Raw genomic sequence first — 23,841 nt, 5'->3', positions numbered from 1 at the left:
GCGGATGTCCTTCAGCAGTGGGTCAGGGGTCTCGATGAGGAAGGAGGTCAGAGGCCCAGGCCGCGGCCGACGATCTCCTTCATGATCTCGGTCGTGCCGCCGTAGATGGTCGTGATCCGCGCGTCCTCGTAGTCGCGGGCGATCCGGTACTCGCGCATGTAGCCGTAGCCGCCGTGGAGCTGGAGGCACCGGTTGACGATGCGGACGTGCTGCTCGGTGCACCACCACTTCGCAGCAGCGGCGTCCTCAGGCGTCAGCTCTCCGGCGACGTGGCGGCGCACCAGGTCGTCGACGTAGGCGCGGCTCACCTGGAGCTCGGTCGCGATCTCGGCGAGCACGAACCGCGTGTTCTGGAAGCTGCCGATCGGCTGGCCGAAGGCCGAGCGGTCCTTGCAGTAGGCGAGGGTCCGCTCGAAGGCACCCTCGGCCGCGGCGACCGAGGCGACCGCGATCGAGATGCGCTCCTGAGGAAGGTTGCGCATCAGGCCCAGGAAGCCCTCGCCCTCCGCGCCCAGGAGATTCGCGGCAGGGACGCGGACGTCGGTGAAGACGAGCTCGCTGGTGTCCTGCGCGTGCAGGCCGATCTTGTCGAGGTTGCGTCCCCGGGTGAAGCCGGGCATCCCGTCCTCGATCACCAGCAGGCTGAGTCCGCGGTGGCGGTCGTCGGAGGTGCGTACGGCGGTGGCGACGAGGTCGGCGTTCTGGCCGTTGGAGATGAACGTCTTGGCGCCGTTGACGACGTACTCGTCGCCCTCGCGCACGGCCCGGGTGCGGATGCCCGCGAGGTCGCTGCCCGTCCCTGGCTCGGTCATGGCGATCGCCGTGATGAGCTCGCCGCGTGCGATGCCGGGGAGCCAGCGCTGCTTCTGCTCGTCGTTGGTGAGGTCGGTGAAGTAGGGGAAGACGATGTCGTTCTGGAGGGCGACACCGCCCATCCCGCTCGACACGGGGTTGCGGGCGAGCTCCTCGCCCATGATCGCGTTGAAGCGGAAGTCGTCGACCCCGCCGCCGCCGTACTCCTCGGGGAGCGAGAAGCCGAGGATGCCGTCCGCCGCGGCCGCGGTGAAGAGGTCGCGGTCGACCTTGCCCTCCGCCTCCCAGCGGTCCGCGTTGGGGCGGGCGTGCTTCTCGACGAACGCCGCGACGGTCTCGCGGAACGCCTCGTGGTCCGCGTCGTACAGCGTGCGGGTCGTCATCGTCGGGTGCCTCCTCGTGGTCGCGCCTCACGCAGAGGCCGGTGACAGGACGGTAGCGGGAGAAGCGCACTTTTTACAAGAGATTAGAAAATAACGCAGCCGGGCATGCCAGATCACCACGTCGGAGGCGTGGGCGGGAGGGTGGTTTCGAAGCGTGGTGAGAAACGTCAGAAGGGTTCGACGGGGTCGCCCGCCGGCGCCGGGTCAGACAACCGCTCGCGCAGGGAGACCCAGCCGTGGCGGATGTGCGAGCGCATGGCCGACTCGGCCCAGTCGGCGTCGCCGGCGCGCAGCGCCTCGATGATCTCGTGGTGCTGGGCGAGGCTGCGCGCGAGCGCGGTCGGCGTGTAATGGGCGAAGGTGCTCTGGACCAGGGGGACCTGGACGATCGACGCGAGGAGGGAGCGCAGCCGCTCGCTCCCGGAGGCCACGACGATCGCGGCGTGAAAACGGTTGTTGAGCGCGGTCAGCGCCTCGGGGTCGCGGTCCGGGTCGGCGGCGTGGTCCATCGCCTCGGCCAGCTCACCGAGCGCGTCGAGGTCGAGGGTCTCCGACGTCGCCGCGAGGCGTGCGCCGAACGGCTCGAGCAGCCCGCGGATCGTGAAGATCTCCTCGAGGTCGTCGACGCTCCAGCTGAGCACCTGCACCCCGCGGTGCCGCTCGTGGCGGACCAGCCCGTCGGCGGCGAGCCGTCGCAGGGCCTCGCGCACGGGCGTACGACTGACGCCGAGCTCGCTGGCCAGGTCCTCCTCGCGCAGCCACTCGCCGCCGAAGCGGCGCCCGGACAGCACCTGCGCGCGGATCTCCTCGTACACGCGCTCGGCAGAGATCCCTCCGTCTGCGGCCCGCGTCGTCATGGTCTCGGAGGGTAGCAGCCGATTCCTGGCAATTGCATACAATCTTCGGCCAAGGTCTTGACCCGTCAGCGGACGGAGCCTAGGTTCGCAGGCATTCGTCTCGCGTTTTGTATACGAGAGCGGGGTCCTCATTCGTGTCAGCTCCTGCTGCGCCGCTGTCCGACATCCGGGTGGTCGAGATGGGACAGCTCCTCGCGGGGCCCTTCTGCGGGCAGCTCCTCGGCGACTTCGGAGCCGACGTCATCAAGGTCGAGGACCCGTTGCACGGCGACCCGATGAGGCAGTGGGGGCGCGAGAAGCCGTACGGGAAGTCGCTGTGGTGGCCGGTTGTGGCGCGCAACAAGCGCTCGATCACGGCGAACCTCCGCGACGCCCGCGGTCAGGAGGTCGTGCGTGAGCTCGTCGCGCACGCCGACGTCCTCGTCGAGAACTTCCGCCCCGGCACCCTCGAGCGCTGGGGGCTCTCGCCGGAGGCGCTGTGGGAGATCAACCCCGGGCTGGTCGTCACCCGGGTGACCGGCTTCGGCCAGAGCGGCCCGTACGCCTCGCGCGCGGGCTACGGATCGATCGGCGAGGCGATGGGCGGCATCCGCTACGTCACCGGCGATCCCGACAAGCCGCCGGCACGCACCGGGGTCTCGCTCGGCGACTCGCTCGCCGCGACTTTCGCGTGCGTCGGCACGCTCGTCGCCCTGCACTCCCGCGAGCGGTCGGGCCGCGGCCAGGTCGTCGACGCCGCGATCTACGAGTCGGTGCTGGCGCTGATGGAGTCGATGGTCCCCGAGTGGCAGGTCGCCGGCTACCAGCGTGAGCGCACGGGCACCGTCCTCCCCAACGTCTCGCCCAGCAACGTCTACCCGACGCGCGACGGGGAGGCCGTCCTCATCGCCGCGAACCAGGACACCGTCTTCAGGCGGCTGGCCGACGTGATGGGGCAGCCCGGGCTGGCCGAGGACGAGCGGTACGCGACGCACGGCGCACGCGGCGCCTCGATGGACGAGCTCGACGCCCTGATCGCGCGCTGGACCGCGCACATCGACGCCGAGGACCTGCTCGAGCGGCTGAACGAGGGCGGCGTCCCAGCAGGGCGGATCTATCGTGCCCGGGACATGCTCGACGACCCGCACTTCGCCGCACGCGAGGCGATCGTCCGGCTCCAGCACCCCGATCTCGGCGAGTTCGCGCTGCAGAACGTGGCGCCCAAGCTCTCCGAGACGCCCGGGTCCGTCCGCCACCTCGGACCGGAGCTCGGCGAGCACAACGACGACGTCTACCGAGGGCTGCTCGGGATGGACGAGGGACGGCTCACGGCGCTGCGTGAGGCCGGCGTGATCTGAAGACTGCCTGATCTAGGAGGACCGCATGACCTATCGGCTCGGTGTGGACGTCGGGGGCACGTTCACCGACATCCTGCTCGTCGACGAGAGCTCGGGCGAGACCTATCGCGCGAAGACGCCGTCGACCCCGCACGACCAGTCCGTCGGCGTCCTCCGCGGCATCATGCAGGCGTGCGCCGCCGCCGACATCGGGCTCGACCAGGTGGGTGACGTCATGCACGGCACGACGATCGCCACCAACGCGATCCTCGAGGGGAAGGGAGCACGGGTCGGGCTGGTCACGACCCGAGGGTTCCGGCAGGTCCTCCAGATCGCGCGCTCGTTCGTGCCAGGCGGCCTCGCCGGCTGGATCATCTGGCCCAAGCCCGAGCCGCTCGCCGCCCTCGAGGACACCGTCGAGGTCGGCGGGCGCATCGCGAGCGACGGCACCGTGGTCGAGGATCTCGACGAGGACGACGTCCGCGCCGCGCTGGACAAGCTGGCGGCGCAGGGTGTCGAGGCGCTGAGCATCAGCCTCATCAACTCCTACGCCAACCCCGAGCACGAGCGCCGGGTGGCGAAGGTGGCCCAGGAGGTGCTCGGTGGGCTCACGGTCTCGGTCTCGTCGTCGGTGCTGCCCGAGCTGCGCGAGTACGAGCGCACGCTGACCACGGTCGCCAACGCGTACGTGCAGCCGCGGGTCGCCCGCTACACCGCCAACCTCAGCGAGCAGCTCACCGAGTCCGGTGTCGGCGGCAAGCTCTACATCCTGCGCAGCGACGGCGGTCTCGCCTCGGCCGCCACGGCGGCGGACAACCCGGTCTCGCTGCTGCTGTCGGGACCGGCCGGCGGCGTGAGCGGCGCGGCGTGGGTCGCCGAGCAGGCCGGCTTCTCGGACTTCCTCACCTTCGACATGGGCGGCACGTCCACCGACGTGGCGCTCGTCCAGGACCGCGTCCCGCGGATCGGGCGCGAGACGAAGGTCGGCGACCTGACGGTGCGGGCGACCTCGGTCGACGTGCGGACGGTCGGCGCCGGCGGCGGGTCGATCGCGCACGTGCCGCCGCTGACGCAGGCGCTCCGCGTCGGTCCGCAGTCGGCCGGCGCGGTGCCCGGGCCGGCGGCGTACGGGCAGGGCGGCGTGGAGCCGACGGTCACCGATGCCAATGTCGTCCTCGGCTACCTCCCGACCTCCTTGGCGGGCGGCGAGGTGACCCTCGACCGGGCCGCCGCGGCCGCCGCCGTCCAGACGATCGTCGACGCGACGGACCTCGGCAGCGTCGAGGAGGCCGCCGAGGGAATCATCGACATCGTCAACGAGAACATGCTCGGCGCACTCCGGCTGGTCTCGGTGCAGCAGGGGTTCGACCCTCGCGACTTCGCCCTGGTGGCGTTCGGTGGCGCCGGTCCGCTGCACGCGAACGCGCTCGGCCGTCTCACCGGCGCGTGGCCGGTCATCATCCCGCCGTCGCCCGGTGTGCTCTGCGCGTACGGCGACGCGACCACGAGCATGCGCGACGAAGCAGTCCGTACGCTGATGCGGCCGTTCTCCAGCCTCGACGACGACGCGCTGCGCGACCAGCTCGTCGAGCTCGCCGACGATGCCCGCGCCTCTCTGATCCGCGACGGTCTGAGCGAGTCCGACCTGACCGTCACCTACGCGGCGGACCTGCGCTACCACGGCCAGGGCTTCGAGATCCCGGTCGCGATCGACGCCTCGGCCTTCGACGGGAACGGCGGCGGGCTCGCCTCGCTCCGCGAGGCGTTCGACGCCGAGCACGAACGGCTCTTCTCGTTCCTCCTCGGCAACGAGCACGAGATCGTCACCGTCCGGGCGACGGCGAGCGGCCCCCGCCCCGCCGTCGCCGCCCCCGTCCTCGCCTCGGGAGACGCCGACTCGTCCGGCGCCCTGGTCGGCACCGAGAGCATCTGGGTCGACGGTGGTGCGGTCGACGCCGGGCTCTACCAGCGCGACCAGCTGCTCGCCGGGAACGTCGTGACCGGCCCTGCGGTGATCACCGAGATGGACTCCACGACGCTCGTCCTGCCCGGCCACGCCGCCACCGTGCACCCCAGCGGCAGCCTCCTCATCCGACCCATCGACCAGAGCGCCGCCGACGGCGCGGAGGGCTGAGACATGGCACAGATCATCCAGACCGCGACCGAGCCGCTCCCCACCGTCGACGTCGACGTGATCACGCTCGACCTCGTCGAGAACGCCCTGCGCAACGCGCGATACGAGATGGACGAGGTGCTGTTCCGTACGGCGCTGTCACCAGGGATTCGCGAGCAGCACGACGAGTTCCCCCTGATCGGCGACCCCGAGGGCAAGATGGTCGTCGGCCAGTTCGGGCTCTCGATCCCCGACTTCCTCGAGAACTTCGAGGGCACCATCGAGGAGGGCGACGTCCTTCTCACCTCCGACCCGTACTCGTGCGGTGCCGCGATCAGCCACGCCAACGACTGGCTCGTCGTGATGCCGATCTACTTCGAGGGCCGCATCGTCGGGTGGGCCTCGATGTTCGGGCACATGTCCGACGTCGGCGGCAAGACCCCGGCATCGATGCCGACCGACGCGCGCACGATCTACGAGGAGGGCGTCGTGATCCCGCCCTTCAAGCTCTACAAGGCGGGCGTGCTCGACGAGGACGCCCTGCGGATCATCCTCAACCAGGTCCGCAAGCCCGACTGGAACCGTGCCGACCTCAACGGGCTCGTCGCGGCGTGCAGCACCGCCTCGCGGCGGGTTCAGGAGCTGTGCGCACGCTTCGGTGCCGACACCTACACGTCCGCGCTCGACGCGCTGCTCGACCGCAACTACCGGGCGATGAAGGCGCTGCTGCAGATGGTGTTCAAGGACGGCGAGACGCTGTCGTTCACCGACTACATCTGCGACGACGGCGTCGGGTACGGGCCGTACGAGCTCAAGCTCAGCCTCACCCGCAACGGTGACAAGGTCCTGCTCGACTTCACCGGGAGCAGCCCGCAGGCGAAGGGCCCGATCAACTACTTCATCAACGAGAACCTGGTCCGGATGTTCTTCGGGATCTACATGATCACCGTCGCGGACCCGCAGATCCTCTGGAACGACGGCTTCTATCCCCTGGTCGACGTCGAGATCCCCGAGGACTCCTTCTGGAAGCCGAAGTTCCCCGCGGCGCTGAACGCGCGCAACCACGGGATCGGGAGGGTGTTCGACCTGTTCGGGGGGCTCCTCGGCCAGACCAACCCCGACCTCCTCAATGCCGCCGGCTTCTCGTCGTCGCCGCACTTCATGTACTCGGGCAACTACAGCGAGGGCGAGCGCAAGGGGGAGTGGTTCCAGCTCTACTCGATCGGCTTCGGCGGCATCCCCGGCCGTCCGATCGGCGACGGCCCCGACGGCCACTCGCTGTGGCCCTCGTTCGTCAACATCCCCTGCGAGTACCTCGAGTCGTACTACCCGTTGCGGGTCGAGGCCTGGGAGACCGTCTCCGACACCGGAGGTGCCGGGCTCCACCGGGGCGGCAACGCGGTCGACGCCGCGTACCGGTTCCTCGAGCCCGGCACGATCGCGATCCACGACGACCGATGGCTGACCTACCCGTGGGGCGTCAACGGCGGCGAGCCGGGGGCGCGCGGCCGCAAGTGGATCGACCGCGTGGACGGGACGAGGGAGATCCTGCCGAGCAAGATCCACGACGTCGAGGTCGCGCCTGGCGACGTCCTGCACTTCGTCACCTGGGGTGGCGGCGGGTGGGGTGATCCGCTCGCCCGCGACCCCGAGCTCGTCGGTCTCGAGGTACGCCGCGGGCTGGTGACCGCCGACGGCGCACGGCGCTACGGCGTGGTGTGCGACGCCTCGGGGACGGTCGACACCGACGCGACGGCCGCGCTGCGCGCCGAGCTGGCCGCAGGTCGCCCCGACGTCCTGCCGACCTTCAACTCCGGCCCGCCGCTGGAGGAGATCCTCGCGCGGTGCGAGGAGGAGACCGGGCTCCCCGCCCCCAAGCCCCCGGTGGCCCTGTGACCGGCGTCGACGACGACGCCTTCCCGCTGGCGCTGGGCGTCGACCTTCCCCCGGGTCGACGCCCAGCGCTGGTCATGGTCGACCTGATGCGCGCGTACTTCGACGCCGCATCCCCGCTGTGCCTGCCGTCCGACGACGTCCTCGGGCCCGCGCGCCGGGTGCTCGACGCGGCGCGGGCGGCGGACGTCCCGGTCGTCCACACCCGAGTCGCCTATGACGCGGTGGGGACCGACGGGGGCGTCTTCCTGCGCAAGCTGCCCGCGCTGCAGGCCCTCGTCGGCGGGGGGCCGCTGAGCGAGACCGTCGAGGAGGTCGCCCCGATCACAGGTGAGCCCGTCGTGGTCAAGCAGTACGCGAGCGCGTTCTTCGGCACCACGCTCTCCTCGACGCTGGCGTCCCTCGGCGTCGACACGGTGATCGTCGCCGGCGTGTCGACTAGCGGGTGCGTGCGTGCGACGGCGGTCGACGCGCTCCAGCACGGACTCATCCCGCTGGTGGTCCGTGATGCCGTGGCTGATCGCGCGGCCGGGCCGCACGAGGCCAACCTGTACGACCTGCAGGCGAAGTACGCGCAGGTCGTGACTGCGGACGAGGTGGTCGACTACCTGGGGACCGTCTGATGAGCGCCGTGCAGATCTGCGAGGTGTCGCCGCGCGACGGCCTGCAGAACGAGTCGGTCGTCCTCTCCACCGAGGTCAAGGCCGCGCTCGTCGAGCGCGCGGTCGCAGCCGGAGCGCGCCGGGTCGAGGCGGTGAGCTTCGTGAATCCTCAGCGCGTCCCGCAGATGGCGGACGCCGAGGCCGTGATGGCCGCCGTCCCGCGGGTCGAGGGAGTCTCGTACTCGGGGTTGGTGATGAACCGCCGAGGTCTCGATCGCGCCCTCGCCGCGGAGGTCGACGAGGTCAACCTCGTCGTCGTCGCGACCGACACGTTCTGCCTCCGCAACCAGGGCACGACGACGGTGCAGGCCTGCGACGCGGCGCGTGACCTGGTGGCGGCGGCGCGTGAGGCGGGGCTGTTCACGACCGTGACGGTGGGGGCGTCCTTCGGGTGCCCGTTCGAGGGCGAGGTGAGCGCTGACCGTCTCGACGAGGTGCTGCGCCGCGTCGCCGACGCCGGGCCGGACGAGGTCGCACTCGCCGACACGATCGGCGTCGCCGTGCCTGCTGAGGTGAGCACCCGGCTGACGCTCCTCGACGACCGTGTCGTGCCCGGCACCCGCACTCGGCTGCACCTGCACGACACCCGGAGCACCGGGGTGGCGAACGCACTCGCCGGCGTCGCGTCCGGCGTCGACGTCCTCGACGCGAGCATCGGTGGCACCGGTGGCTGCCCGTTCGCCCCGAACGCGACCGGGAACGTCGCGACCGAGGACCTGATCTACACCTTCGAGCGATCGGGCATCACGACGGGACTCTCGCTCACGAGCCTGATCGAGTCCGCTGAGTGGCTCCAGGCCGAGATCGGGCGACGGCTGCCGAGCGCGCTGCTGCACGCCGGCCCGTTCCCCGGCTGATCAGCGCGTCAGTCCCCGATCGACTCCCGGCCACGACGGACCAGCTTGGGGTCGGGGAAGCCGACCACCGCGGTGTCCTTCCCGGAGTAGTCGAACTGGCTCAGGAAGAACCTCAGCGCGTTCAGCCGGCCACGCTTCTTGTCGTTGCTCTTGATCGCCGTCCACGGGGCGATGTCGGTGTCGGTGTGCAGCATCATCGCCTCCTTCGCGTCGCTGTAGTCGTCCCAGCGGTCCAGCGACGCGATGTCCATCGACGACAGCTTCCACCGGCGTACGGGATCGATCTGACGGATCGCGAACCGGGTCCGCTGCTCGTGCTGGGTCACGGAGAACCACAGCTTGGTCAGCGACATGCCGCTCTCGATCAGCATCTCCTCGAACAACGGTGCCTGGCGCATGAACATCTCGTACTCGGCGTCCGAGCAGAAGCCCATCACACGCTCGACGCCGGCGCGGTTGTACCAGGAGCGGTCGAACAGCACGATCTCTCCGGCGGTCGGGAGGTGCTCGACGTAGCGCTGGAAGTACCACTGGCCGTTCTCGGTCTCGGTCGGTTTGGTGAGCGCGACGACCCGGGCGGTGCGGGGGTTGAGGTGCTCGGTGAAGCGCTTGATCGTGCCCCCCTTCCCTGCGGCGTCGCGCCCCTCGAACAGGACCACGTGCCGGGTGCCGCTGTCCTGCGCCCAGTACTGGAACTTCAGCAGCTCGACCTGGAGCCGGTACTTCTCCGCCTCGTAGACCGCGCGGTCCATCCGGCTGTCGTAGGGGTAGTCGACGCGCCAGGTCTCGATCGGGTCGCCGCCCGGATCGATGAGATCGGGGTCGGAGCCGTGACCGTCGTGACGCACCGTGTAGCCCGAGTGGATCAGATCGTCGAGGTACTCGCGGAAGTTCTGGATCATGGCATCCCCCCGGTGCGTACGACCAACCTACGTCGTCGGGAGCTGGCGCGTCGCGACGATCTGATCGGCGATCTCGCGAAGGCGGGTGTTCGAGTCCTGGGAGTAGCGCTTCAGGATCGCGAACGCCGTCACCTCGTCGACGCCGAAGCGTTCCATGATGATGCCCTCCGCCTGGCCGATGACCGTGCGGGTGTCGAGCGCGGAAGTCAGGGACTCGATCGTGTGAGCGGCCGCGAGGGCCGCCGACGCGTGCGCGGAGAAGGAGACCAGCAGGGCGCCGTCGGTGTCCGCGAACTGGTCGACGCGCGAGCCGTACAGGTTGAGCGCCCCGATCCGCTTCCCGTCCGCCTGGAGATCGGCTGCAAGCATGCTGTGGACCCCGCGTGCCCTCGCCTGCGGGCCCCATGCGGGCCAGCGCGAGTCCGCTCCGAGGTCGTTGGAGACGACGATGTGCTGCTCGGTCGCGGCGTCGACGCAGGGGCCTTGGTGGAGCTCGTACTGGAGCGAGTCGAGCTTCGTCACGATCTCGTCCGTGGGTCCGACCGTCACGAGCTCTCCGCGGGCCTGGATGAGCGTGACCCCTGCCTGGTCGGCGCCGAAGAGCAGCCGAGAGGACTCGGTGACCTTCTCGATCGACGGCTTCAGCCCGCGGATGCTGCTCAGCTCGCGGACGACTGTGCTGACGATCTCGTCGTGCTCGGCCATGGGACCCCTCCTTCATCCTCGGCGAGCCTAACCCCCGCTCCCCGACCGTGTCCGGCTTGTGCCTGTGCACGGGCCGGAACCACCGTCTACCGTCGAAGGAGGCCTCGATCCGAGGGGAGGCGTCTCATGGAGCCGTCGACGCCGCTGCGCAGGTAGCCCGATGACCACCCACCTGGCTCCCCGGCCCTTCAGGACGTCCTCGAACGACCCCGAGGTGGCTCGGCAGCACCTGAGCGAGATGTACGCCGACGTCCGTTTCGCGGCTGCGCCGGAGCGGGGGACGTTCTCGCGGACGACGCTCGCTCTCGGTGGCCTCTCCATGAGCCACCTGACGCTGGGGATGCGCTTCGACGCGCACCTCGCTCCGCTCGAGGACGTCGTCGTCGCCACGAGGGCCACCGGACGGTACGTGGTCCGGCCCGACGGCTACGGCGATCTCCGGGCAGGAGGCGCCACCATGTTCATGACGCCGGCGGGGCGGCCCTCGCACACGACGATCGACGACGTGGACCTGATGACCGTCAGCCTCGACGAGCGTCAGCTCCAGGAGTTCGCGCGGTCGGCCTCCGACACGCCTGACCTGCCACTGCACTTCCACGAGCTCGTCCCGTCATCCGGTGACCTCGAGAGGTACGTCCAGGCGGTCCTGAACCACGTGGTGCGCAACGTGATGACGAGCGAAGCGGCGCTGGAGAGCCCGCTGGTGCGCGGCGAGACCTTCAACCAGGTTGCAGCCGCCGTGCTGGCGGCGTTCCCGAACACCACGACGGTGGGAGGTGAGGAGGTGCCGCGCAGCAGGTGGTCAGGCGTCTCGGTCGTGAGCCGCGCCTCGGACTTCATCGCCGCCCACGCGCACGAGCCGCTCGCTGTCGGCGACATCGCTGATGCCGTCGGCGTGGGGGCGAGAAGCCTCCAGCAGGCCTTCCGCAGGCACGTCTCGACGACGCCGATGGAGTACGTCCGTCGCGTCCGGCTGGACCGCGCCCGTAGCGACCTGCTCGCCGCCGACCCTGGCACGAGCACCGTCTCTCAGATCGCCCTCGACTGGGGGTTCACGAACGCAGGGCGGTTTGCACGGCACTACCAGAGGGCATACGGCGAGGCGCCGTCGGCGACGCTGCGTCGATAGCGAGGAGGCGGTCCCCGCGGCCTGTCTGCTCAAGCCGCGGGGCCCTGGGCGCTGCTCTGGTCTAGACCTCGGGACCGCTTGCCCTCTTTGGTACCCAGCGGGCAGTGAGTTTGTCCCCGGACACGCCGAGATTTTCGTGATCCGTCCTCAGAACCCGTGGGCGGGGCGACTGGCGGGCTCGTATTCTGTCCCACCCCGCTCTGCGAGGTGGCGGGCGAACTCCTCGACCGTGATGACCGGGATGCCGCGGCCCCGGGCCTTGCGGGCCTTGATCGACATCGTGTACTCGTCGGCGGCGACGACCACGTCGACCTCCGGGGTGACGGCGTCAAGGACGGTCAGACCGTGCTCGACGGCTCGCCGCGCCCAGACGTCGTGGGGCTCGGGCATCTCCCCTGTGAACACGATCCTCGCGGATCGGGGGAGCGCGAACGGTGGCACGTCGACCGGGACCGCGGCTCCGGCCATCGCAGCCTCGAGGTCGGAGCCGTCGAGCCCGAGCGCGGCCGTGACCCGCTCCAGGTCGCGTCGCTCGGCGTCGCTGAGCGGCCGGTCACGGGCGGCGAGCCGCACGAGTGCGCGGAGGTAGTCGCGGTGCATCCGGGCGACGTCGGCGGCGCCGAACCCGAGGGACCTCGAGAGCGCGGCCAGAGCGCCAGAGTCGTCGGGCTCGAGGGCCTGCTCGGCGAGTGCCTGGTCGAGCACGGCGAGATAGGGGTCGGCCAGCTCGGACGCGGAGTCGCGTGGCAGGTGGTCGACCAGGCCCGCCATGAAACCGGAGGGCGGAGGGACGGCGGCGTCGTCGGGTCGCGGCGCGGTGCGGAAGGATCGGGCCGCGACCCCGGGCCAGGCGAGGGCGTGGCTGCGGTCGATCACGTCCTGCCACGGGACGGGTGTGCCGACGACGCGGAGGTAGTGCGCGAGCAGACCGGCCGTGGCACGGGTGTCGGCCGCGGCCGCGTGCCACCCGTCGAGCGTGACCCCGGCCGCGGCACAGCACTCGCCGAGCGAGCGACCGGAGCCGGGCAGCAGGTCGGTGCTCAGCGTCATCGTGCAGAGGCCGAGGTCGTGGGTGACGGGGAAGGTGAGCCCCAGCCGGTCGAACTCGGCCGTGAGGAAGGTCAGGTCGAACGGCAGGTTGTGGGCGACGAGCGTGCGTCCGCGAAAGAGCTCGACCAGGTGGCCGGCGACCTCGCCGAACCGAGGAGCCCGCACCGCGTCGACGGCGCGGATGCCGTGGATGCGCTGAGGGCCGAGATCGCGCTCGGGGTTGATGAGGCTGGACCACTCGCCCTCGACACGGCCCTCGGCATCGACGAGCACCACGGCCACCTCGGCCACGCGGTGGTGGAAGGCCGGGGTGAGTCCGGTGGTCTCGGTGTCGAGAACGGCGTACATGGGAGACTCCGTCGTCAGGGGCCGGTTCGTGCAGGGGGAACGTATCGCTCGCCGGTGACAACTCCCGCGGACCGCCCGTCGCGCCCCAGGTAAGCAAGCGCTTAGTATGCGCTCATGGCCGAATCGCGCATCATGTCCTCGCGGAACCTCGACTTCCTGCTGAACGAGTGGCTCGACGTCGAGGCGCTGACCCGCCGCGCGCGCTACGCCGAGCACGATCGCGAGACGTTCGACGGGCTCCTCGAGCTCTCCGAGCGGATCGCCACCGACATGTTCGCACCGATGGCACGCGCGCTGGACGTCGACGAGCCGCATGTCGGCGAGGACGGCAAGGTCGTCCTCCTGCCGGGCGTCGCCGACGCTCTCGCGGCGTACAACGAAGCGGGCTTCCCGAGCCTGGGATTCGACGCCGAGCACGGTGGGGCGCAGGTCCCGTTCACCCTCCAGCAGGCCTCGTCGATCTGGTTCCAGGCAGCCAGCGTCGGCGTCAGCGCGTACCCGTCGCTGGCCAAGGGCAACGCGCACCTGATCCTGACCCACGGGACCGCCGAGCAGGCCGCGACGTACGCGACGCCGGTGATCGAGGGCCGCTGGTACGGGACCATGTGCCTGTCCGAGCCGCAGGCGGGCTCGTCACTGACCGACATCACGACCCGCGCCGTACGCCAGGAGGACGGCTCCTACCGACTGACCGGCACCAAGATGTGGATCTCCGCCGGCGACCACGAGCTCGGCGAGAACATCGTCCACCTCGTCCTCGCGAAGACGCCCGGAGCACCGGCAGGCGTCAAGGGCATCTCGCTCTTCATCGTGCCGAAGCTCCTCCCCGACGCCGACGGTGCCCCGGGTGAGCGCAACGACGTGTCGCTGGTCGGCCTGAACCACAAGATGGGGTTCCGTGGCACGACCAACACCCTGCTGAACTTCGGCGAGGGGTTCGCCACACCGGGGGGCCAGGCGGGTGCCGTCGGGTTCCTCGTCGGCGACGAGCACCACGGCCTCTCGTACATGTTCCACATGATGAACGCCGCGCGCATCGGCGTCGGAGCCGGCGCGGTCGCGCTCGGCTACACCGGATACCTGCACGCGCTCGACTACGCGAAGACGCGGACGCAGGGGCGTGCGCTCGACGACAAGGACCCGGCTTCGCCGCCGGTGGCGATCATCGAGCACGCCGACGTCCGCCGCATGCTGCTCGCGTCGAAGTCGTACGTCGAGGGCGGCCTCGCGCTGGTCCTCTACTGCGCCCGTCTGGTCGACGAGGCGGCGACCGCGCCGGAAGAAGCAGACCGCGATCGGGCTCGGCGGCTCCTGGAGGTGCTGACGCCGGTCGTCAAGGCGTGGCCGTCGCAGTGGTGCCTCGCCGCGAACGACCTCGCGATCCAGGTCCACGGCGGATACGGCTACACGCGCGACTACCCGGTCGAGCAGTTCTACCGGGACAACCGCCTGAACCCGATCCACGAGGGCACGAACGGGATCCAGGGCCTCGACCTGCTCGGTCGCAAGGTCGTCGCGGACGGGGGTGCGGGTCTGGCGCTGCTCGCCGAGACCATCGGCGCGACGATCGCCCGAGCCCGTACGGCCGGTGGTGACGCCGCCTCGTACGCCGACGCGCTCGAAGGCGCGCTGGGACGGATCGGCGAGGTCACCGCGATCGCGTGGGCGGACCGCGACCCGGCTGTCGCCCTCGCCAACGCCACCGCGTACCTCGAGGCCGCCGGGCACGTCGTCGTCGCCTGGATCTGGCTGGAGCAGCTGCTGGTCGCCGGCGAGCAGGACGGCGCGTTCTACGCTGGGAAGCGGGCGGCTGCGCGCTACTTCTTCACCTACGAGCTGCCCACGGTCGCCCCGAAGCTCGACCTCGTGGCCGCGTGCGACCGTACGACGATCGACCTCGACGTCGACGCGCTCTGAGCCGGTAGCGTCGGCGCATGCGCGTCGACGAGATCCCGCTGCCACCAGGAGCCCACCCGCGCGGCACGCACAACGCGATCACCGACGTCGCAGGCATCCGCGTCGGCCACGCCACGATCGCCGAGGGCGACCTGCGGACCGGTGTGACGGCGATCGTGCCGGAACAGCTCGGAGCGTCACGGAGAGATCTCCCCGCCGGGCTGTGCGTCGGCAACGGCTTCGGCAAGCTCCTCGGGACGACGCAGCTGCGCGAGCTCGGCGCGATCGAGACCCCGATCCTGCTGACGAGCACCCTCTCGGCGTTCCGAGTGGCGGACGCGCTCGTCGCACACTTGCTGGGATGGCCGGGCTACGAGTCGGTCACCACGCTGAACCCGGTCGTCGGCGAGACGAACGACGGCTTCCTGTCGGACGTGCGGGCACGTGCGGTCGGCCCGCAGCACGTCGAGCGAGCGCTGGCGGAGAGCCGGCCGGGTCCGGTCGAGGAGGGGTGCGTCGGCGCCGGCACCGGCACGACCGCGCTGGGATTCAAGGGCGGGATCGGTACGGCGTCGCGGCTGGTCGACGTCGGCGGCACGTCGTGCACGGTCGGGGCGCTCGCGCAGTCGAACTTCAGCGGTGACCTCACCGTTGCTGGAGTCCGGATGCCCGCCGAGGTCGTTCTGGGAGAGCCCGCCGCGGAGACGGTCGGCAACTCCTGCATGATCGTGCTCGCCACCGACGCCCCTGTCGACTCGCGCCAGCTCGACCGGGTCGCCCGACGCGCGGTGTTCGCGATGGGGCGCGTCGGTGCTGCCTATGCGCACGGCAGCGGCGACTACGCGCTCGCGTTCTCGGTCGGCGCCGGGGCCCCACCGGCGGACGCCTCGCTCGACCCGCTGCTCGGTGCCGCGATGGACGCCGTCGAGGAGGCGCTGCTGAACTCGGTCCTCACGGCCACGACGACGCGCGGGTTCCAGGACCGCCTCGCCCGCGCCGTACCCGCGGCTGCCGTCAGGTCGGCACTCCGTCACGCCGGGGTCCTGCCGCCGGCGTGACGGGGCGGATCAGAAGACCGGCTTCCCGCCGGTCACGCCGAGCACGGTGCCGGTGACATAGCTCGCGTCGGACGGCGATGCGAGGAACACGAACGCCGGAGCGACCTCTGCCGGCTGTCCTGCCCTGCCCAGCGGCGTGTCCTGGCCGAAGCTCTCGATCTTCTCGACCGGCTGGGTGGCGGGCTGCAGCGGCGTCCAGATCGGGCCTGGTGCGACCGCGTTGACCCGGATGCCCTTCGGGCCGAGCATCGCGGCCAGGTTGGCGGTGACGTTGTTGATCGCCGCCTTCGTCGCCGCGTAGTCGAGCAAGGTCGGTGACGGGTCGTAGGCCTGGATCGACGTGCAGTTGACGATGCTCGACCCCTCCTTCAGGAAGGGCACCGCCGCCTGCGTGATCCAGAACAGCGCGGAGAGGTTCGTCGTGAGGACGCGGTCGAGGCGCTCGGGCGTGATGCTCTCGATGCCCTCGCCGCGCGCCATCTGGTATCCCGCGTTGTTGACCAGCACGTCGAGCGAGCCGAGCTCGTCGACGACCCGCTGGGGAAGACCCGCGGCCGTCTCCCGGTCGGTGATGTCGCCCGGCAGGAGGACGACGCGCCTGCCCGCCCGCTCGACCCACGACGCGGTGTCCTCGGCGTCCTCCTTCTCCTCGGGGAGGTACGAGATCGCCACGTCGGCGCCCTCGCGTGCGTACGCGATCGCGACGGCCCGCCCGATGCCGGAGTCGCCCCCGGTCACGAGGGCGCAGAGGCCGTCGAGGCGTCCGGAGCCGTGGTAGGACTCCTCGCCGTGGTCGGGCACCGGCGTCATCGCGTTGGTCGAGCCCGGGGGTTCCTGCTGCTGGGGAGGGAATGCCTGCTCGTCAGTCATGACCGCCCCGTACCCCGGCGTCGGCCGGCCATGCGGCCGGCCGGCCGGCTCTCTCAGCTGCAGCGGAAGCTGTCGCTCGCGCGCGGCCAGACCTCGACGGACCCACGGTCACCGACGTACGCCTTCGTGCGGTCCGGGGAGAGCCACAGGTGGTCGTCGTCTCGGTGGAAGCCGGTGTCAGCCGCGTCGCCAGGGAGGTCCGCGTCGTCCTCGTAGGCGGCATCCATCCACCGCGCGTGCTCGGCGTCGACGTCGCCGACGTACAGCGCGCCGTCGACCGACAGGAAGGTCATGTGGTCCCAGTCGCAGTGCTCAGGACCGTCCGACGAGTGGATCGTGGTGGCGGCGACCGGGCCGCTGTCGTCGCTCCAGATCTGGATGCCGTGCTCCTCAGCGATCTCGGGCATGTCGGCGAGGTCGCAGCGTGCCCAGGACTCGACGAACCAGCCCGTCCCGTCCTTCGCGCCGGTGCCCGCGGACGCCGGCCCGTCGCGCAGGACGATCGCCTGGACGACCACGTCGTCGGGGGCGTACGTCATCAGCACGCGGTCGCCGTCGTCACGCTCGAGCCGGTAGCCGTCGGTGGCGCCGTCGAAGACGGCCTCGCTGAGGGCGTGGTCGAACGCCTCGTCCGGGTCGTCGCCGACAGCGCCCTCCTCGTACCGGCCGTGGTGGACGGCACCCGCCGCGGCGTCTCCGGTGCAGGACACGACCTTGCCGGCGGCGCCGAACCTCCCGTCGGCGACGAGTGGACCTGCGTACGCCTCGGAGGACGGGACGTCGACGGCGCGCCCGTCGCCGCAGGCGGTCACGGCCAGCAGCGCGGCGGATGCCAGGACGAGACGACGGCTCACGGGGCCTCCCACGGTCGGACGGTCACGGACAGGGACGCCGGCGGCGACCGATCTGTTGCACCGAGGTCAGCCGACCAGCAGCCGGCCCAACGCGAACGCGGTCGGCAGCGCGGCGAGCAGGATCCAGACCGGCGACCACAGCGGGCGCTGGAGGATCACGCGGACGCCGGAGTAGGTGATGGCGGCGATGACGCCCGACATGATCGTGATGAGGATCGCGTCGCTGTGCCGGCCCTGGCCTTCGAACACGAACCCGAGCCCGATGCAGCCGAGGACGCCGTGGATGGTCACCGCGAAGAAGCCGACGGCAGCGACGCGGCGCTGCACGACCCGGAGGGCGTGGCGCTCGGCGTCGAGCTGTTCACGCGTCCTGGGCACGGGGCGGGTCACGGTCGGGTCGGCGCTCTCGGTCATGCGGGGCTCCTGGTCGGGAAAGCGTCGGACGCGTGCTGCGCGGCCGAGATCAGGCGGTGGAGGAAGGTGTTGGCGTCGACGAGCTCGTCGACGGTCATCCCGAGGCGCGCGAGCATCGTCTCAGGGACACGGAGCGCCTCCTCGCGGAGGCCACGCCCGGCCGACGTCAGCGAGATCGTCAGGGTCCGCTCGTCGTGCGCGGAGCGTTCACGAGCGACGAGGCCGACGGCTTCCAGACGCTTGACGAGCGGCGACGCGGTCGCCGGCTCAAGGTGCAGCACGCTGCTCAAGTCCTTGAGGGACTGCCCGTCGCGCTCCCAGAGGGCGAGCATCACGAGGTACTGGGGGTGGCTGAGACCGAGCGGCTCGAGGACCGGTCGATAGGCCGCCACCACGCTGCGCGACGCCACGGCGAGCGCGAAGCAGACCTGGTGCTCGAGGGCGAGAGGATCGTCGACATCCATGCCGTGAGCCTACAAAACGTTAGGGCACTCATCAAATCGGGTATGCCGCGTTCCTGGCTCCTATCCGCATATATCCGCTGGTCGCGGGTAGTGGAGGGACGAACGAGCTCCAGGAGGAGATCACATGTCGAGTCAGGGAACACTACGTCGAGCGTCGGTCCGCGTCACCGGTGGGCTGAAGGATCTGCCCCGCAATGCCGCATGGCTCGTCTCGAAGGCGGCCAAGATCGAGCACGTGCCCGATGCGGCGACGCACGCCGTGTCGGAGTCGAAGAACGGTGCCGTCGACCAGTTCCGCCGGGTCACGGCCGCCGTCGAGGACAAGATGCCCGGGACGGACTCTGTCGAGACACGTCTCGCCCGGGCTCACGCAGCCGTCGAGCACGCCCGCTCCGAGGAGCAGGACGCCCTCGCGCACGCGCAGGAGGCCAAGCAGCGCGCCGACGAGGCGGCCGCCGTGGAGAAGGAGGCCCGCGAGCGCATGCGGGCGGCGCAGAAGGAGGCGCACGACGACGTCGAGCGTCGCGTCAAGGAAGCCCGCCGCCGTGCCGACGAGATGGTCGAGGCCGAGCGTCGCGACGCGGACCAGGAGAACCAGGCGCGCCTGGAGCGGGTCCGCGAGTCCGCGGACCGTGACGTCGAGCGGGCCCGTGCCCAGGCCGACGCCAGCGCCCGCGACGCACAGCAGCGCATCGACGCCGCCCACGCCGCGATGAGCGAGGCGCGTCAGCTCGCCGACGAGGCGACCGAGGCGGCCGACGACGCTGCGCACAAGGCCCGCGAGGAGGCCGACCGGCTCGTCGCCAAGGCCGAGAAGCAGGCCGGCGAGGCCGACCAGACGCGTGACCGCGCCTCGAAGGCCCGCGAGGCGGTCGTGAAGAGCACGGCCCGAGCCGTGCGCGCCGAGCAGACCCAGGAGATTCCCACGAGCCTCCCGCGCCGGTCGAAGGCCGAGCTCGTGGACCTCGCTGTGTCGCTGGGCATCGACGACACGTCGCAGAAGACCAAGACGCAGCTCGTCAACGCGATCCGCCGCGCCTCGCGCACCCGAAGCTGAACGGAGAACACCGTGAACATCTTCCACCGAAAGTCCACGTGGCAACGAGCGGTCGAGAAGGTCCCCGGCCGCAGCGCCATCCGGGGCGGTGCCATCACCGCCGCGGGGCTCATCGGCTTGTCGGCGGCCAGCGCCGCCGTGAGTGCGATCCGAGAGAAGCAGCGGAAGAGATGAGGCTTCGTACGCTGGCGGTGTTCGGCATCGGCTACGTCCTGGGGACGAGAGCTGGCCGGGACCGCTACGAGCAGATCGTGGCGGCCGCCAGGCGCGCCGGGCAGCGGCTCGAGACGTACGGCGACCCCGATGGAACGCGCGAGCCGCCGCGGCCCTGACGGCGAGCCCACGCTCGCCGTCGGAGCCGTCGTCAGGGCTCACGTCGTGGCGCGGCTCTTCGGCGTGCGCCTGCTCCGGCTGGACGCGACCGTCGTGGTGAGCCCGCCTCCGGTCGAGCCGGCCGGGCGCGGCTCGGCGGGCGACGTCGTGCTCGGGACCACCGTGGCGCGCGGCGCCCGGCTCGCAGGACCTCCGCCGTCGCGTGACGGCGGGCTGCCCGAGGCCGAGCGCCTGCTGCGCCTGGCCCGGGCCGAGCTGCCCCGCCGCCGGGACCGGTGAGCGGTCAGACGAACAGCCGCGAGATGAGCAGCGCCGTCGGCACGGACACGGCCGCCATCACGAGCGTCGGCAGGATGAACGAGTGGTTCAGGACGTACTTGCCGATCTTGGTCGAGCCCGTCTGGTCGATCTCCACGGCGGCGAGCTGTGAACCGTTGGCCGGCAGCGTCATCACACCGCCCATCGCCGGCAGGTAGGCGGCGAGGGTCGGTGTCGCGATGCCGAGGCTGATGCCGAGCGGGATCATCGTGTTCACTGCGGCCGACTGGCTCGTGGTCGCGGCCGCGACGAGGAACAGGCCGATGGCGAGGAACCACGGGGCCTCCTTCGCGATGTCGGTCAGCCCGCCGATCACGGTGTCCTCGTTGCCGGTGATGAAGGTGTTCGCGAGCCAGGCGATGCCGAGCATGGCGATGATCGCGGTGAGTCCCGACTTCGTGAGCGGGGCGTCGAGGACGGCTCCGGGCTTCACCTTGCCGACGTACATCACGGCGAGCGCGACGACGAGCATCACCATGATGAGGAGCGTCGTCAGCGACAGCGTCACGGTCTCGCCGTCCACCTCGTACGTCGGGAGGAGCTCGTCGAAGGCACCGAGCAGCACGACGACGAGGACACCGGCGAAGAAGACGCCCGCAGCGCGCTTGGCGGTGACCGGTACGTCGGCGCCCTTCACCTCGCCGGTGTCCGCGGCGGGCGGGTGGATCATGCCTGCCGCGAGACGACGCTGGAACTCAGGATCGTCCTTGAGGTCGTGGCCGACGCGGCTCTGGATCACCGCAGCGACGATGGTGCCGAGCAGCACGGCCGGGAACGTGATGAGGAGGATCTCGCCGAGGCTCAGGGCGTCGGGCTGGCCCCCCGTGAGGCCGACGAACGCCGCCATCGCCGCGGCGACAGGGCTCGCGGCGAGGGCGAAGCCGGACACCGCGACCGACGTCGAGAGCGGGCGCTCCGGGCGGATGCCGCGCTCGTACGCGACCTCGTAGATGACGGGAAGCAGCGGGAAGATGATGTTGCCGGTGCCTGCGCCCGCGCAGAACGCGAACGTGATCAGCGGCGCGAGGTAGTTCACCAGCTTCGGCCGCGCGCGGATCACCTTCTCCGCGAGGAACACCAGGTAGTCGATGCCGCCGGCCGCCTGCATCGCGGACGCAGCCGTGATGACCGCGATGATCACCATGATCGCGTCGCTCGGGATGCTGCCGGGTGGCGCCCCGAAGACGAACACGAGGATCAGGACGCCGACGGCGCCCCAGAGTCCGAGCCCGACGCCGCCTACCTTGACGCCCATGTAGATGGCGCCGACGACGACGAGTGCCTGCAGGATCAGCAGGAAGGTGTCCACGCACGTACCTTTCGGTGACCCCGGGGAAGCCGGGTGGGATGGGGGAGGGGCCTACTCGGCCAGCGCCTGGATCAGCAGCGCCTGGGCCAGGGCCATGCGCTCGATCTCGGACGGGTCGACCGACTCGTTGGGGCCGTGGATGTTCGCGAGGGCAGCGTCCTCGGCGCCGATGAGCACGAAGTCGGCCTGGGGAGCCGCGTCGCGCAGCGTGTCGAGGAGCGGGATGGAGCCGCCGGAGCCGACGGTCTCGACGTCACGCCCGTACGCCGTGGCGAGCGCGTCACGCATGAGCCCGAAGGCGCGGCCGTCGGTCTCCTGCGAGAACGGCGGCGAGACCTTGTCCTCGTGGACGTCGACCTGGACGTTCCACGGAGCCACCGATCGGAGGTGGTCCATCAGCTTCGTCACGGCGTCGCGCGGGTCCTGGCCGGGCGGGATCCGCATGGCGACGACGGCGCGCGCGGTGGGCTGCAGCACGTTGGAGGCCTCGGCGACGGGCGTGGCGTCCATCCCGAGGACGCTGACCGACGGCTTCGACCACAGCCGGGACGCGACCGTCCCCGTGCCCACGAGGTCGACGCCGTCGAGCACGCCGGCGTTCGTGCGCAGCATCTCCTCCGAGTAGTCGGCACCCTCCCACGCGCCTGACGCGATGCCCTCGACGAGGCAGTTGCCGTCGTCGTCGATGAGCGTCGCCAGCATCTTGATCAGTGCCATCTGCGCATCCGGCGCCGCGCCGCCGAACAGCCCGGAGTGGACGGGCTGCGCGAGGGTGCGCACCTCGACGACCGCCTTCACGTGGCCGCGCAGCCCGATGCTGAGCACCGGCTCCCCGACGGTGAGGTTGCCCATGTCGGCGACCACCATGACGTCGGCCTGGACCTGGTCCGGATTGGCCTCCACCCACGCCTCGAGGTGGCTGATCGTCTCTTCCTCGCCCTCGATCACGATGCGGACGCCGACCGGCGGCTTGCCGTCGAACGCGGCGAGCGTCGCGAGGTGGATCGCGATGCCGGACTTGTCGTCCGCGGCGCCGCGGCCGAACAGGCGGCCGTCCTTCCACGTCGGGGTGAAGGGATCGGTGTGCCAGCCCTGCTCCTTCGGGGCGGGCTGCACGTCGTAGTGGGCGTAGAGCAGCACGGTCGGCTTGCCCTCGGGTGCCGGGATCTCCGCCGTGACCGCCGGGTACCCGTCGGGGATCGGGGTGACCTGGGCCTGCACGCCGTACCGTGCGAACGCGTCGACGACGTACTGCGACATGGCGTGGACCGGGTCGGAGGGAAAGCCTGGGAACGCGCAGGAGGGCAGGGCCACCATCGCCTCGAGGTCGTCCCTGATCTGGGGCATCAGAGCGGCGATCTTCGGGCGCAGGGTCGAATCGTCCATGGCCAGAACGTAGACCCGAACGGCGTGTTCGGCGCGTCGAGAAACCGGGTCAGGCCAGCAGTCGCGGAAGCGCGTCGTGGGCCTCGAGCAACGACGGCCCGTACCAAGTGAGAAGACGCCCCTGCACGAGCGCGGTCGGCACCTGCGTGAACGCCTCGGGGCCGTCGGCCGGTCCGAAGACGTAGGGCTCGTCCGGCAGGAGCACGACGTCGAGATCGTTCCTGTCGAGGTCCGCGAGCTCCACGTGCGGATAGCGGTCGCGAGCACGGGCGAAGGCGTGCTCCCAGCCGAGCCGGCCGAGCAGGTCGCCGGTGAACGTGTCGCGCCCGACCACCATCCACGGGTCGCGCCAGACGGCGACGGCCACCCGCGGGCGTACGGCGTCGGTCGACGTGACCGGTCCGGACCAGGCCTGCTCCGCGGCGTCGAGCCACGGCGGTGACCCCCACCCGAGCGCCTCGACGAACAGCCGTCGCATCGATGCGAACGCTGCGTCGACGGTCTCGATCCGTGTCACCCAGACCGGTACGCCGGCCTCGCGCAGGCGGCGTACGTCGACCTCGCGGTTCTCCTCCTGGTTCGCCACGACGAGATCGGGTGCGAGCGCGACCACCGCGCGGACGTCGGGGTTCTTGGTTCCGCGGACCCGCGTGACGTCGAGGTCGCCGGGGTGGGTGCACCAGTGGGTGGCGCCCACCAGGGCGTCGCCGTGCGTGACGGCGATCGCCTCGGTGAGCGAGGGTACGAGGGATACGACGCGGCGTACCGGCCCTGCGAGCACGACCTCTGCTCCCAGGTCGTCGGACGTCGTCACGTGGCCCACACCCTCATCCTCCCGCAGCTGCGGGAGAGGT

The 23,841-nt window shown here is 70.9% G+C and carries 23 protein-coding genes; 11 read left to right on the top strand and 12 right to left on the bottom strand.

The features are described 5' to 3' along the window. Positions 1–47 precede the first annotated feature (47 nt). The gene (locus GH747_RS12605) at positions 48–1,196 is read right to left on the bottom strand and encodes an acyl-CoA dehydrogenase family protein (protein WP_149769914.1); all 1,149 of its coding nucleotides are present in this window, start codon (positions 1,194–1,196) and stop codon (positions 48–50) included. Between the two features lie 167 nt (positions 1,197–1,363). Next, a complete protein-coding gene (locus tag GH747_RS12600; protein ID WP_163695561.1) occupies positions 1,364–2,053 on the bottom strand; it encodes a GntR family transcriptional regulator in 690 nt (229 codons plus the stop codon). 134 nt (positions 2,054–2,187) lie between these two features. Between GH747_RS12600 and GH747_RS12595 the strand changes: the two genes are divergently transcribed. Genes GH747_RS12595 through GH747_RS12575 form a run of 5 tightly spaced genes read left to right on the top strand, consistent with a single transcriptional unit; the run spans position 2,188 to position 8,894 of the window. Further along, complete coding sequence (locus GH747_RS12595; protein WP_205602920.1) at positions 2,188–3,390, top strand: CaiB/BaiF CoA transferase family protein; 1,203 nt, start codon at positions 2,188–2,190, stop codon at positions 3,388–3,390. Positions 3,391–3,415: 25 nt separating this feature from the next. Then, positions 3,416–5,503 (top strand): hydantoinase/oxoprolinase family protein, encoded by a 2,088-nt coding sequence (locus GH747_RS12590; protein ID WP_149769912.1) that lies wholly within the window; start codon positions 3,416–3,418, stop codon positions 5,501–5,503. Between the two features lie 3 nt (positions 5,504–5,506). Continuing rightward, positions 5,507–7,378 (top strand): hydantoinase B/oxoprolinase family protein, encoded by a 1,872-nt coding sequence (locus tag GH747_RS12585; RefSeq protein WP_149769911.1) that lies wholly within the window; start codon positions 5,507–5,509, stop codon positions 7,376–7,378. After that, positions 7,375–7,998, top strand: coding sequence for an isochorismatase family protein (locus GH747_RS12580; protein ID WP_205602919.1), 624 nt, complete (start codon positions 7,375–7,377; stop codon positions 7,996–7,998). Before GH747_RS12585 ends, GH747_RS12580 begins: the two co-directional genes overlap by 4 nt. Beyond that, complete coding sequence (locus tag GH747_RS12575; RefSeq protein ID WP_149769910.1) at positions 7,998–8,894, top strand: hydroxymethylglutaryl-CoA lyase; 897 nt, start codon at positions 7,998–8,000, stop codon at positions 8,892–8,894. The genes GH747_RS12580 and GH747_RS12575 overlap by 1 nt, the downstream gene beginning before the upstream one ends. An 8-nt stretch (positions 8,895–8,902) precedes the next feature. On the opposite strand, the gene ppk2 is transcribed toward GH747_RS12575, so the two are convergent. Both ppk2 and GH747_RS12565 read right to left on the bottom strand, forming a co-directional pair. Beyond that, a complete protein-coding gene (gene ppk2 / locus GH747_RS12570; RefSeq protein WP_149769909.1) occupies positions 8,903–9,796 on the bottom strand; it encodes a polyphosphate kinase 2 in 894 nt (297 codons plus the stop codon). Positions 9,797–9,823: 27 nt separating this feature from the next. After that, complete coding sequence (locus tag GH747_RS12565) at positions 9,824–10,501, bottom strand: GAF and ANTAR domain-containing protein (protein WP_149769908.1); 678 nt, start codon at positions 10,499–10,501, stop codon at positions 9,824–9,826. A gap of 160 nt (positions 10,502–10,661) precedes the next feature. Here GH747_RS12565 and GH747_RS12560 point away from each other — a divergent pair, with 160 nt between their 5' ends. After that, a complete protein-coding gene (locus GH747_RS12560) occupies positions 10,662–11,630 on the top strand; it encodes a helix-turn-helix transcriptional regulator (protein ID WP_149769907.1) in 969 nt (322 codons plus the stop codon). Positions 11,631–11,777: 147 nt separating this feature from the next. On the opposite strand, the gene GH747_RS12555 is transcribed toward GH747_RS12560, so the two are convergent. Further along, positions 11,778–13,028: an exonuclease domain-containing protein gene (locus tag GH747_RS12555; protein ID WP_149769906.1), complete on the bottom strand. Its 1,251-nt coding sequence runs from the start codon at positions 13,026–13,028 to the stop codon at positions 11,778–11,780. Positions 13,029–13,142: 114 nt separating this feature from the next. Between GH747_RS12555 and GH747_RS12550 the strand changes: the two genes are divergently transcribed. Together GH747_RS12550 and GH747_RS12545 are read left to right on the top strand one after the other, a co-directional pair. Further along, positions 13,143–14,945, top strand: a complete 1,803-nt coding sequence (locus tag GH747_RS12550) for an acyl-CoA dehydrogenase (protein WP_149769905.1) — start codon at positions 13,143–13,145, stop codon at positions 14,943–14,945. Positions 14,946–14,962: 17 nt separating this feature from the next. Beyond that, positions 14,963–15,982, top strand: a complete 1,020-nt coding sequence (locus GH747_RS12545; protein ID WP_149769904.1) for a P1 family peptidase — start codon at positions 14,963–14,965, stop codon at positions 15,980–15,982. 9 nt (positions 15,983–15,991) lie between these two features. Here GH747_RS12545 and GH747_RS12540 read toward each other — a convergent pair whose 3' ends face one another. The 4 genes from GH747_RS12540 to GH747_RS12525 all read right to left on the bottom strand — a co-directional run bounded on the left by GH747_RS12540 (position 15,992) and on the right by GH747_RS12525 (position 18,584). Next, positions 15,992–16,852, bottom strand: a complete 861-nt coding sequence (locus GH747_RS12540; protein WP_149769903.1) for an SDR family oxidoreductase — start codon at positions 16,850–16,852, stop codon at positions 15,992–15,994. Between the two features lie 53 nt (positions 16,853–16,905). Further along, positions 16,906–17,706 (bottom strand): hypothetical protein, encoded by an 801-nt coding sequence (locus GH747_RS12535; protein WP_149769902.1) that lies wholly within the window; start codon positions 17,704–17,706, stop codon positions 16,906–16,908. A gap of 66 nt (positions 17,707–17,772) precedes the next feature. Then, entirely contained in the window at positions 17,773–18,120 is a 348-nt protein-coding gene (locus tag GH747_RS12530; RefSeq protein ID WP_149769901.1) for a hypothetical protein, read from the bottom strand. Then, positions 18,117–18,584, bottom strand: coding sequence for a MarR family winged helix-turn-helix transcriptional regulator (locus GH747_RS12525; RefSeq protein WP_149769900.1), 468 nt, complete (start codon positions 18,582–18,584; stop codon positions 18,117–18,119). The genes GH747_RS12530 and GH747_RS12525 overlap by 4 nt, the downstream gene beginning before the upstream one ends. A 124-nt stretch (positions 18,585–18,708) precedes the next feature. Between GH747_RS12525 and GH747_RS12520 the strand changes: the two genes are divergently transcribed. From GH747_RS12520 to GH747_RS12510, 3 genes are all read left to right on the top strand, one after another. Then, positions 18,709–19,641 (top strand): coiled-coil domain-containing protein, encoded by a 933-nt coding sequence (locus tag GH747_RS12520; protein WP_149769899.1) that lies wholly within the window; start codon positions 18,709–18,711, stop codon positions 19,639–19,641. A 170-nt stretch (positions 19,642–19,811) separates the two neighbouring features. Next, positions 19,812–19,973: a hypothetical protein gene (locus GH747_RS22075; protein ID WP_194842909.1), complete on the top strand. Its 162-nt coding sequence runs from the start codon at positions 19,812–19,814 to the stop codon at positions 19,971–19,973. Next, on the top strand, positions 19,945–20,253 hold the full coding sequence (locus GH747_RS12510) for a hypothetical protein (protein WP_149769898.1): 309 nt from the start codon (positions 19,945–19,947) through the stop codon (positions 20,251–20,253). The genes GH747_RS22075 and GH747_RS12510 overlap by 29 nt, the downstream gene beginning before the upstream one ends. 4 nt (positions 20,254–20,257) lie before the next feature. Here GH747_RS12510 and GH747_RS12505 read toward each other — a convergent pair whose 3' ends face one another. The 3 genes from GH747_RS12505 to GH747_RS12495 are packed head-to-tail and all read right to left on the bottom strand — an operon-like array spanning position 20,258 to position 23,801. Beyond that, on the bottom strand, positions 20,258–21,601 hold the full coding sequence (locus tag GH747_RS12505) for an anaerobic C4-dicarboxylate transporter family protein (RefSeq protein ID WP_205602918.1): 1,344 nt from the start codon (positions 21,599–21,601) through the stop codon (positions 20,258–20,260). A gap of 51 nt (positions 21,602–21,652) precedes the next feature. Beyond that, positions 21,653–22,987: a M20/M25/M40 family metallo-hydrolase gene (locus tag GH747_RS12500; RefSeq protein ID WP_149769897.1), complete on the bottom strand. Its 1,335-nt coding sequence runs from the start codon at positions 22,985–22,987 to the stop codon at positions 21,653–21,655. Positions 22,988–23,036: 49 nt separating this feature from the next. Next, positions 23,037–23,801, bottom strand: coding sequence for a helical backbone metal receptor (locus GH747_RS12495; protein WP_149770073.1), 765 nt, complete (start codon positions 23,799–23,801; stop codon positions 23,037–23,039). Positions 23,802–23,841: the final 40 nt, after the last annotated feature.

Source organism: Mumia xiangluensis (genome assembly GCF_010994095.1).
Taxonomy (GTDB): domain Bacteria; phylum Actinomycetota; class Actinomycetes; order Propionibacteriales; family Nocardioidaceae; genus Mumia; species Mumia xiangluensis.
Note: the sequence above shows the minus strand (reverse complement) of the source record. Positions and strands in the feature narration are given on the sequence as shown.

What these genes read in the sequence shown, in the direction of transcription:
- GH747_RS12605 (WP_149769914.1), bottom strand. Translation starts at nt 1,196, where the DNA reads ATGACGACCCGCACGCTGTACGACGCGGACCACGAGGCGTTCCGCGAG.
- GH747_RS12600 (WP_163695561.1), bottom strand. Translation starts at nt 2,053, where the DNA reads ATGACGACGCGGGCCGCAGACGGAGGGATCTCTGCCGAGCGCGTGTAC.
- GH747_RS12590 (WP_149769912.1), top strand. Translation starts at nt 3,416, where the DNA reads ATGACCTATCGGCTCGGTGTGGACGTCGGGGGCACGTTCACCGACATC.
- GH747_RS12585 (WP_149769911.1), top strand. Translation starts at nt 5,507, where the DNA reads ATGGCACAGATCATCCAGACCGCGACCGAGCCGCTCCCCACCGTCGAC.
- GH747_RS12575 (WP_149769910.1), top strand. Translation starts at nt 7,998, where the DNA reads ATGAGCGCCGTGCAGATCTGCGAGGTGTCGCCGCGCGACGGCCTGCAG.
- ppk2 (WP_149769909.1), bottom strand. Translation starts at nt 9,796, where the DNA reads ATGATCCAGAACTTCCGCGAGTACCTCGACGATCTGATCCACTCGGGC.
- GH747_RS12565 (WP_149769908.1), bottom strand. Translation starts at nt 10,501, where the DNA reads ATGGCCGAGCACGACGAGATCGTCAGCACAGTCGTCCGCGAGCTGAGC.
- GH747_RS12560 (WP_149769907.1), top strand. Translation starts at nt 10,662, where the DNA reads ATGACCACCCACCTGGCTCCCCGGCCCTTCAGGACGTCCTCGAACGAC.
- GH747_RS12555 (WP_149769906.1), bottom strand. Translation starts at nt 13,028, where the DNA reads ATGTACGCCGTTCTCGACACCGAGACCACCGGACTCACCCCGGCCTTC.
- GH747_RS12550 (WP_149769905.1), top strand. Translation starts at nt 13,143, where the DNA reads ATGGCCGAATCGCGCATCATGTCCTCGCGGAACCTCGACTTCCTGCTG.
- GH747_RS12545 (WP_149769904.1), top strand. Translation starts at nt 14,963, where the DNA reads ATGCGCGTCGACGAGATCCCGCTGCCACCAGGAGCCCACCCGCGCGGC.
- GH747_RS12540 (WP_149769903.1), bottom strand. Translation starts at nt 16,852, where the DNA reads ATGACTGACGAGCAGGCATTCCCTCCCCAGCAGCAGGAACCCCCGGGC.
- GH747_RS12530 (WP_149769901.1), bottom strand. Translation starts at nt 18,120, where the DNA reads ATGACCGAGAGCGCCGACCCGACCGTGACCCGCCCCGTGCCCAGGACG.
- GH747_RS12525 (WP_149769900.1), bottom strand. Translation starts at nt 18,584, where the DNA reads ATGGATGTCGACGATCCTCTCGCCCTCGAGCACCAGGTCTGCTTCGCG.
- GH747_RS12520 (WP_149769899.1), top strand. Translation starts at nt 18,709, where the DNA reads ATGTCGAGTCAGGGAACACTACGTCGAGCGTCGGTCCGCGTCACCGGT.
- GH747_RS22075 (WP_194842909.1), top strand. Translation starts at nt 19,812, where the DNA reads ATGAGGCTTCGTACGCTGGCGGTGTTCGGCATCGGCTACGTCCTGGGG.
- GH747_RS12510 (WP_149769898.1), top strand. Translation starts at nt 19,945, where the DNA reads ATGGAACGCGCGAGCCGCCGCGGCCCTGACGGCGAGCCCACGCTCGCC.
- GH747_RS12500 (WP_149769897.1), bottom strand. Translation starts at nt 22,987, where the DNA reads ATGGACGATTCGACCCTGCGCCCGAAGATCGCCGCTCTGATGCCCCAG.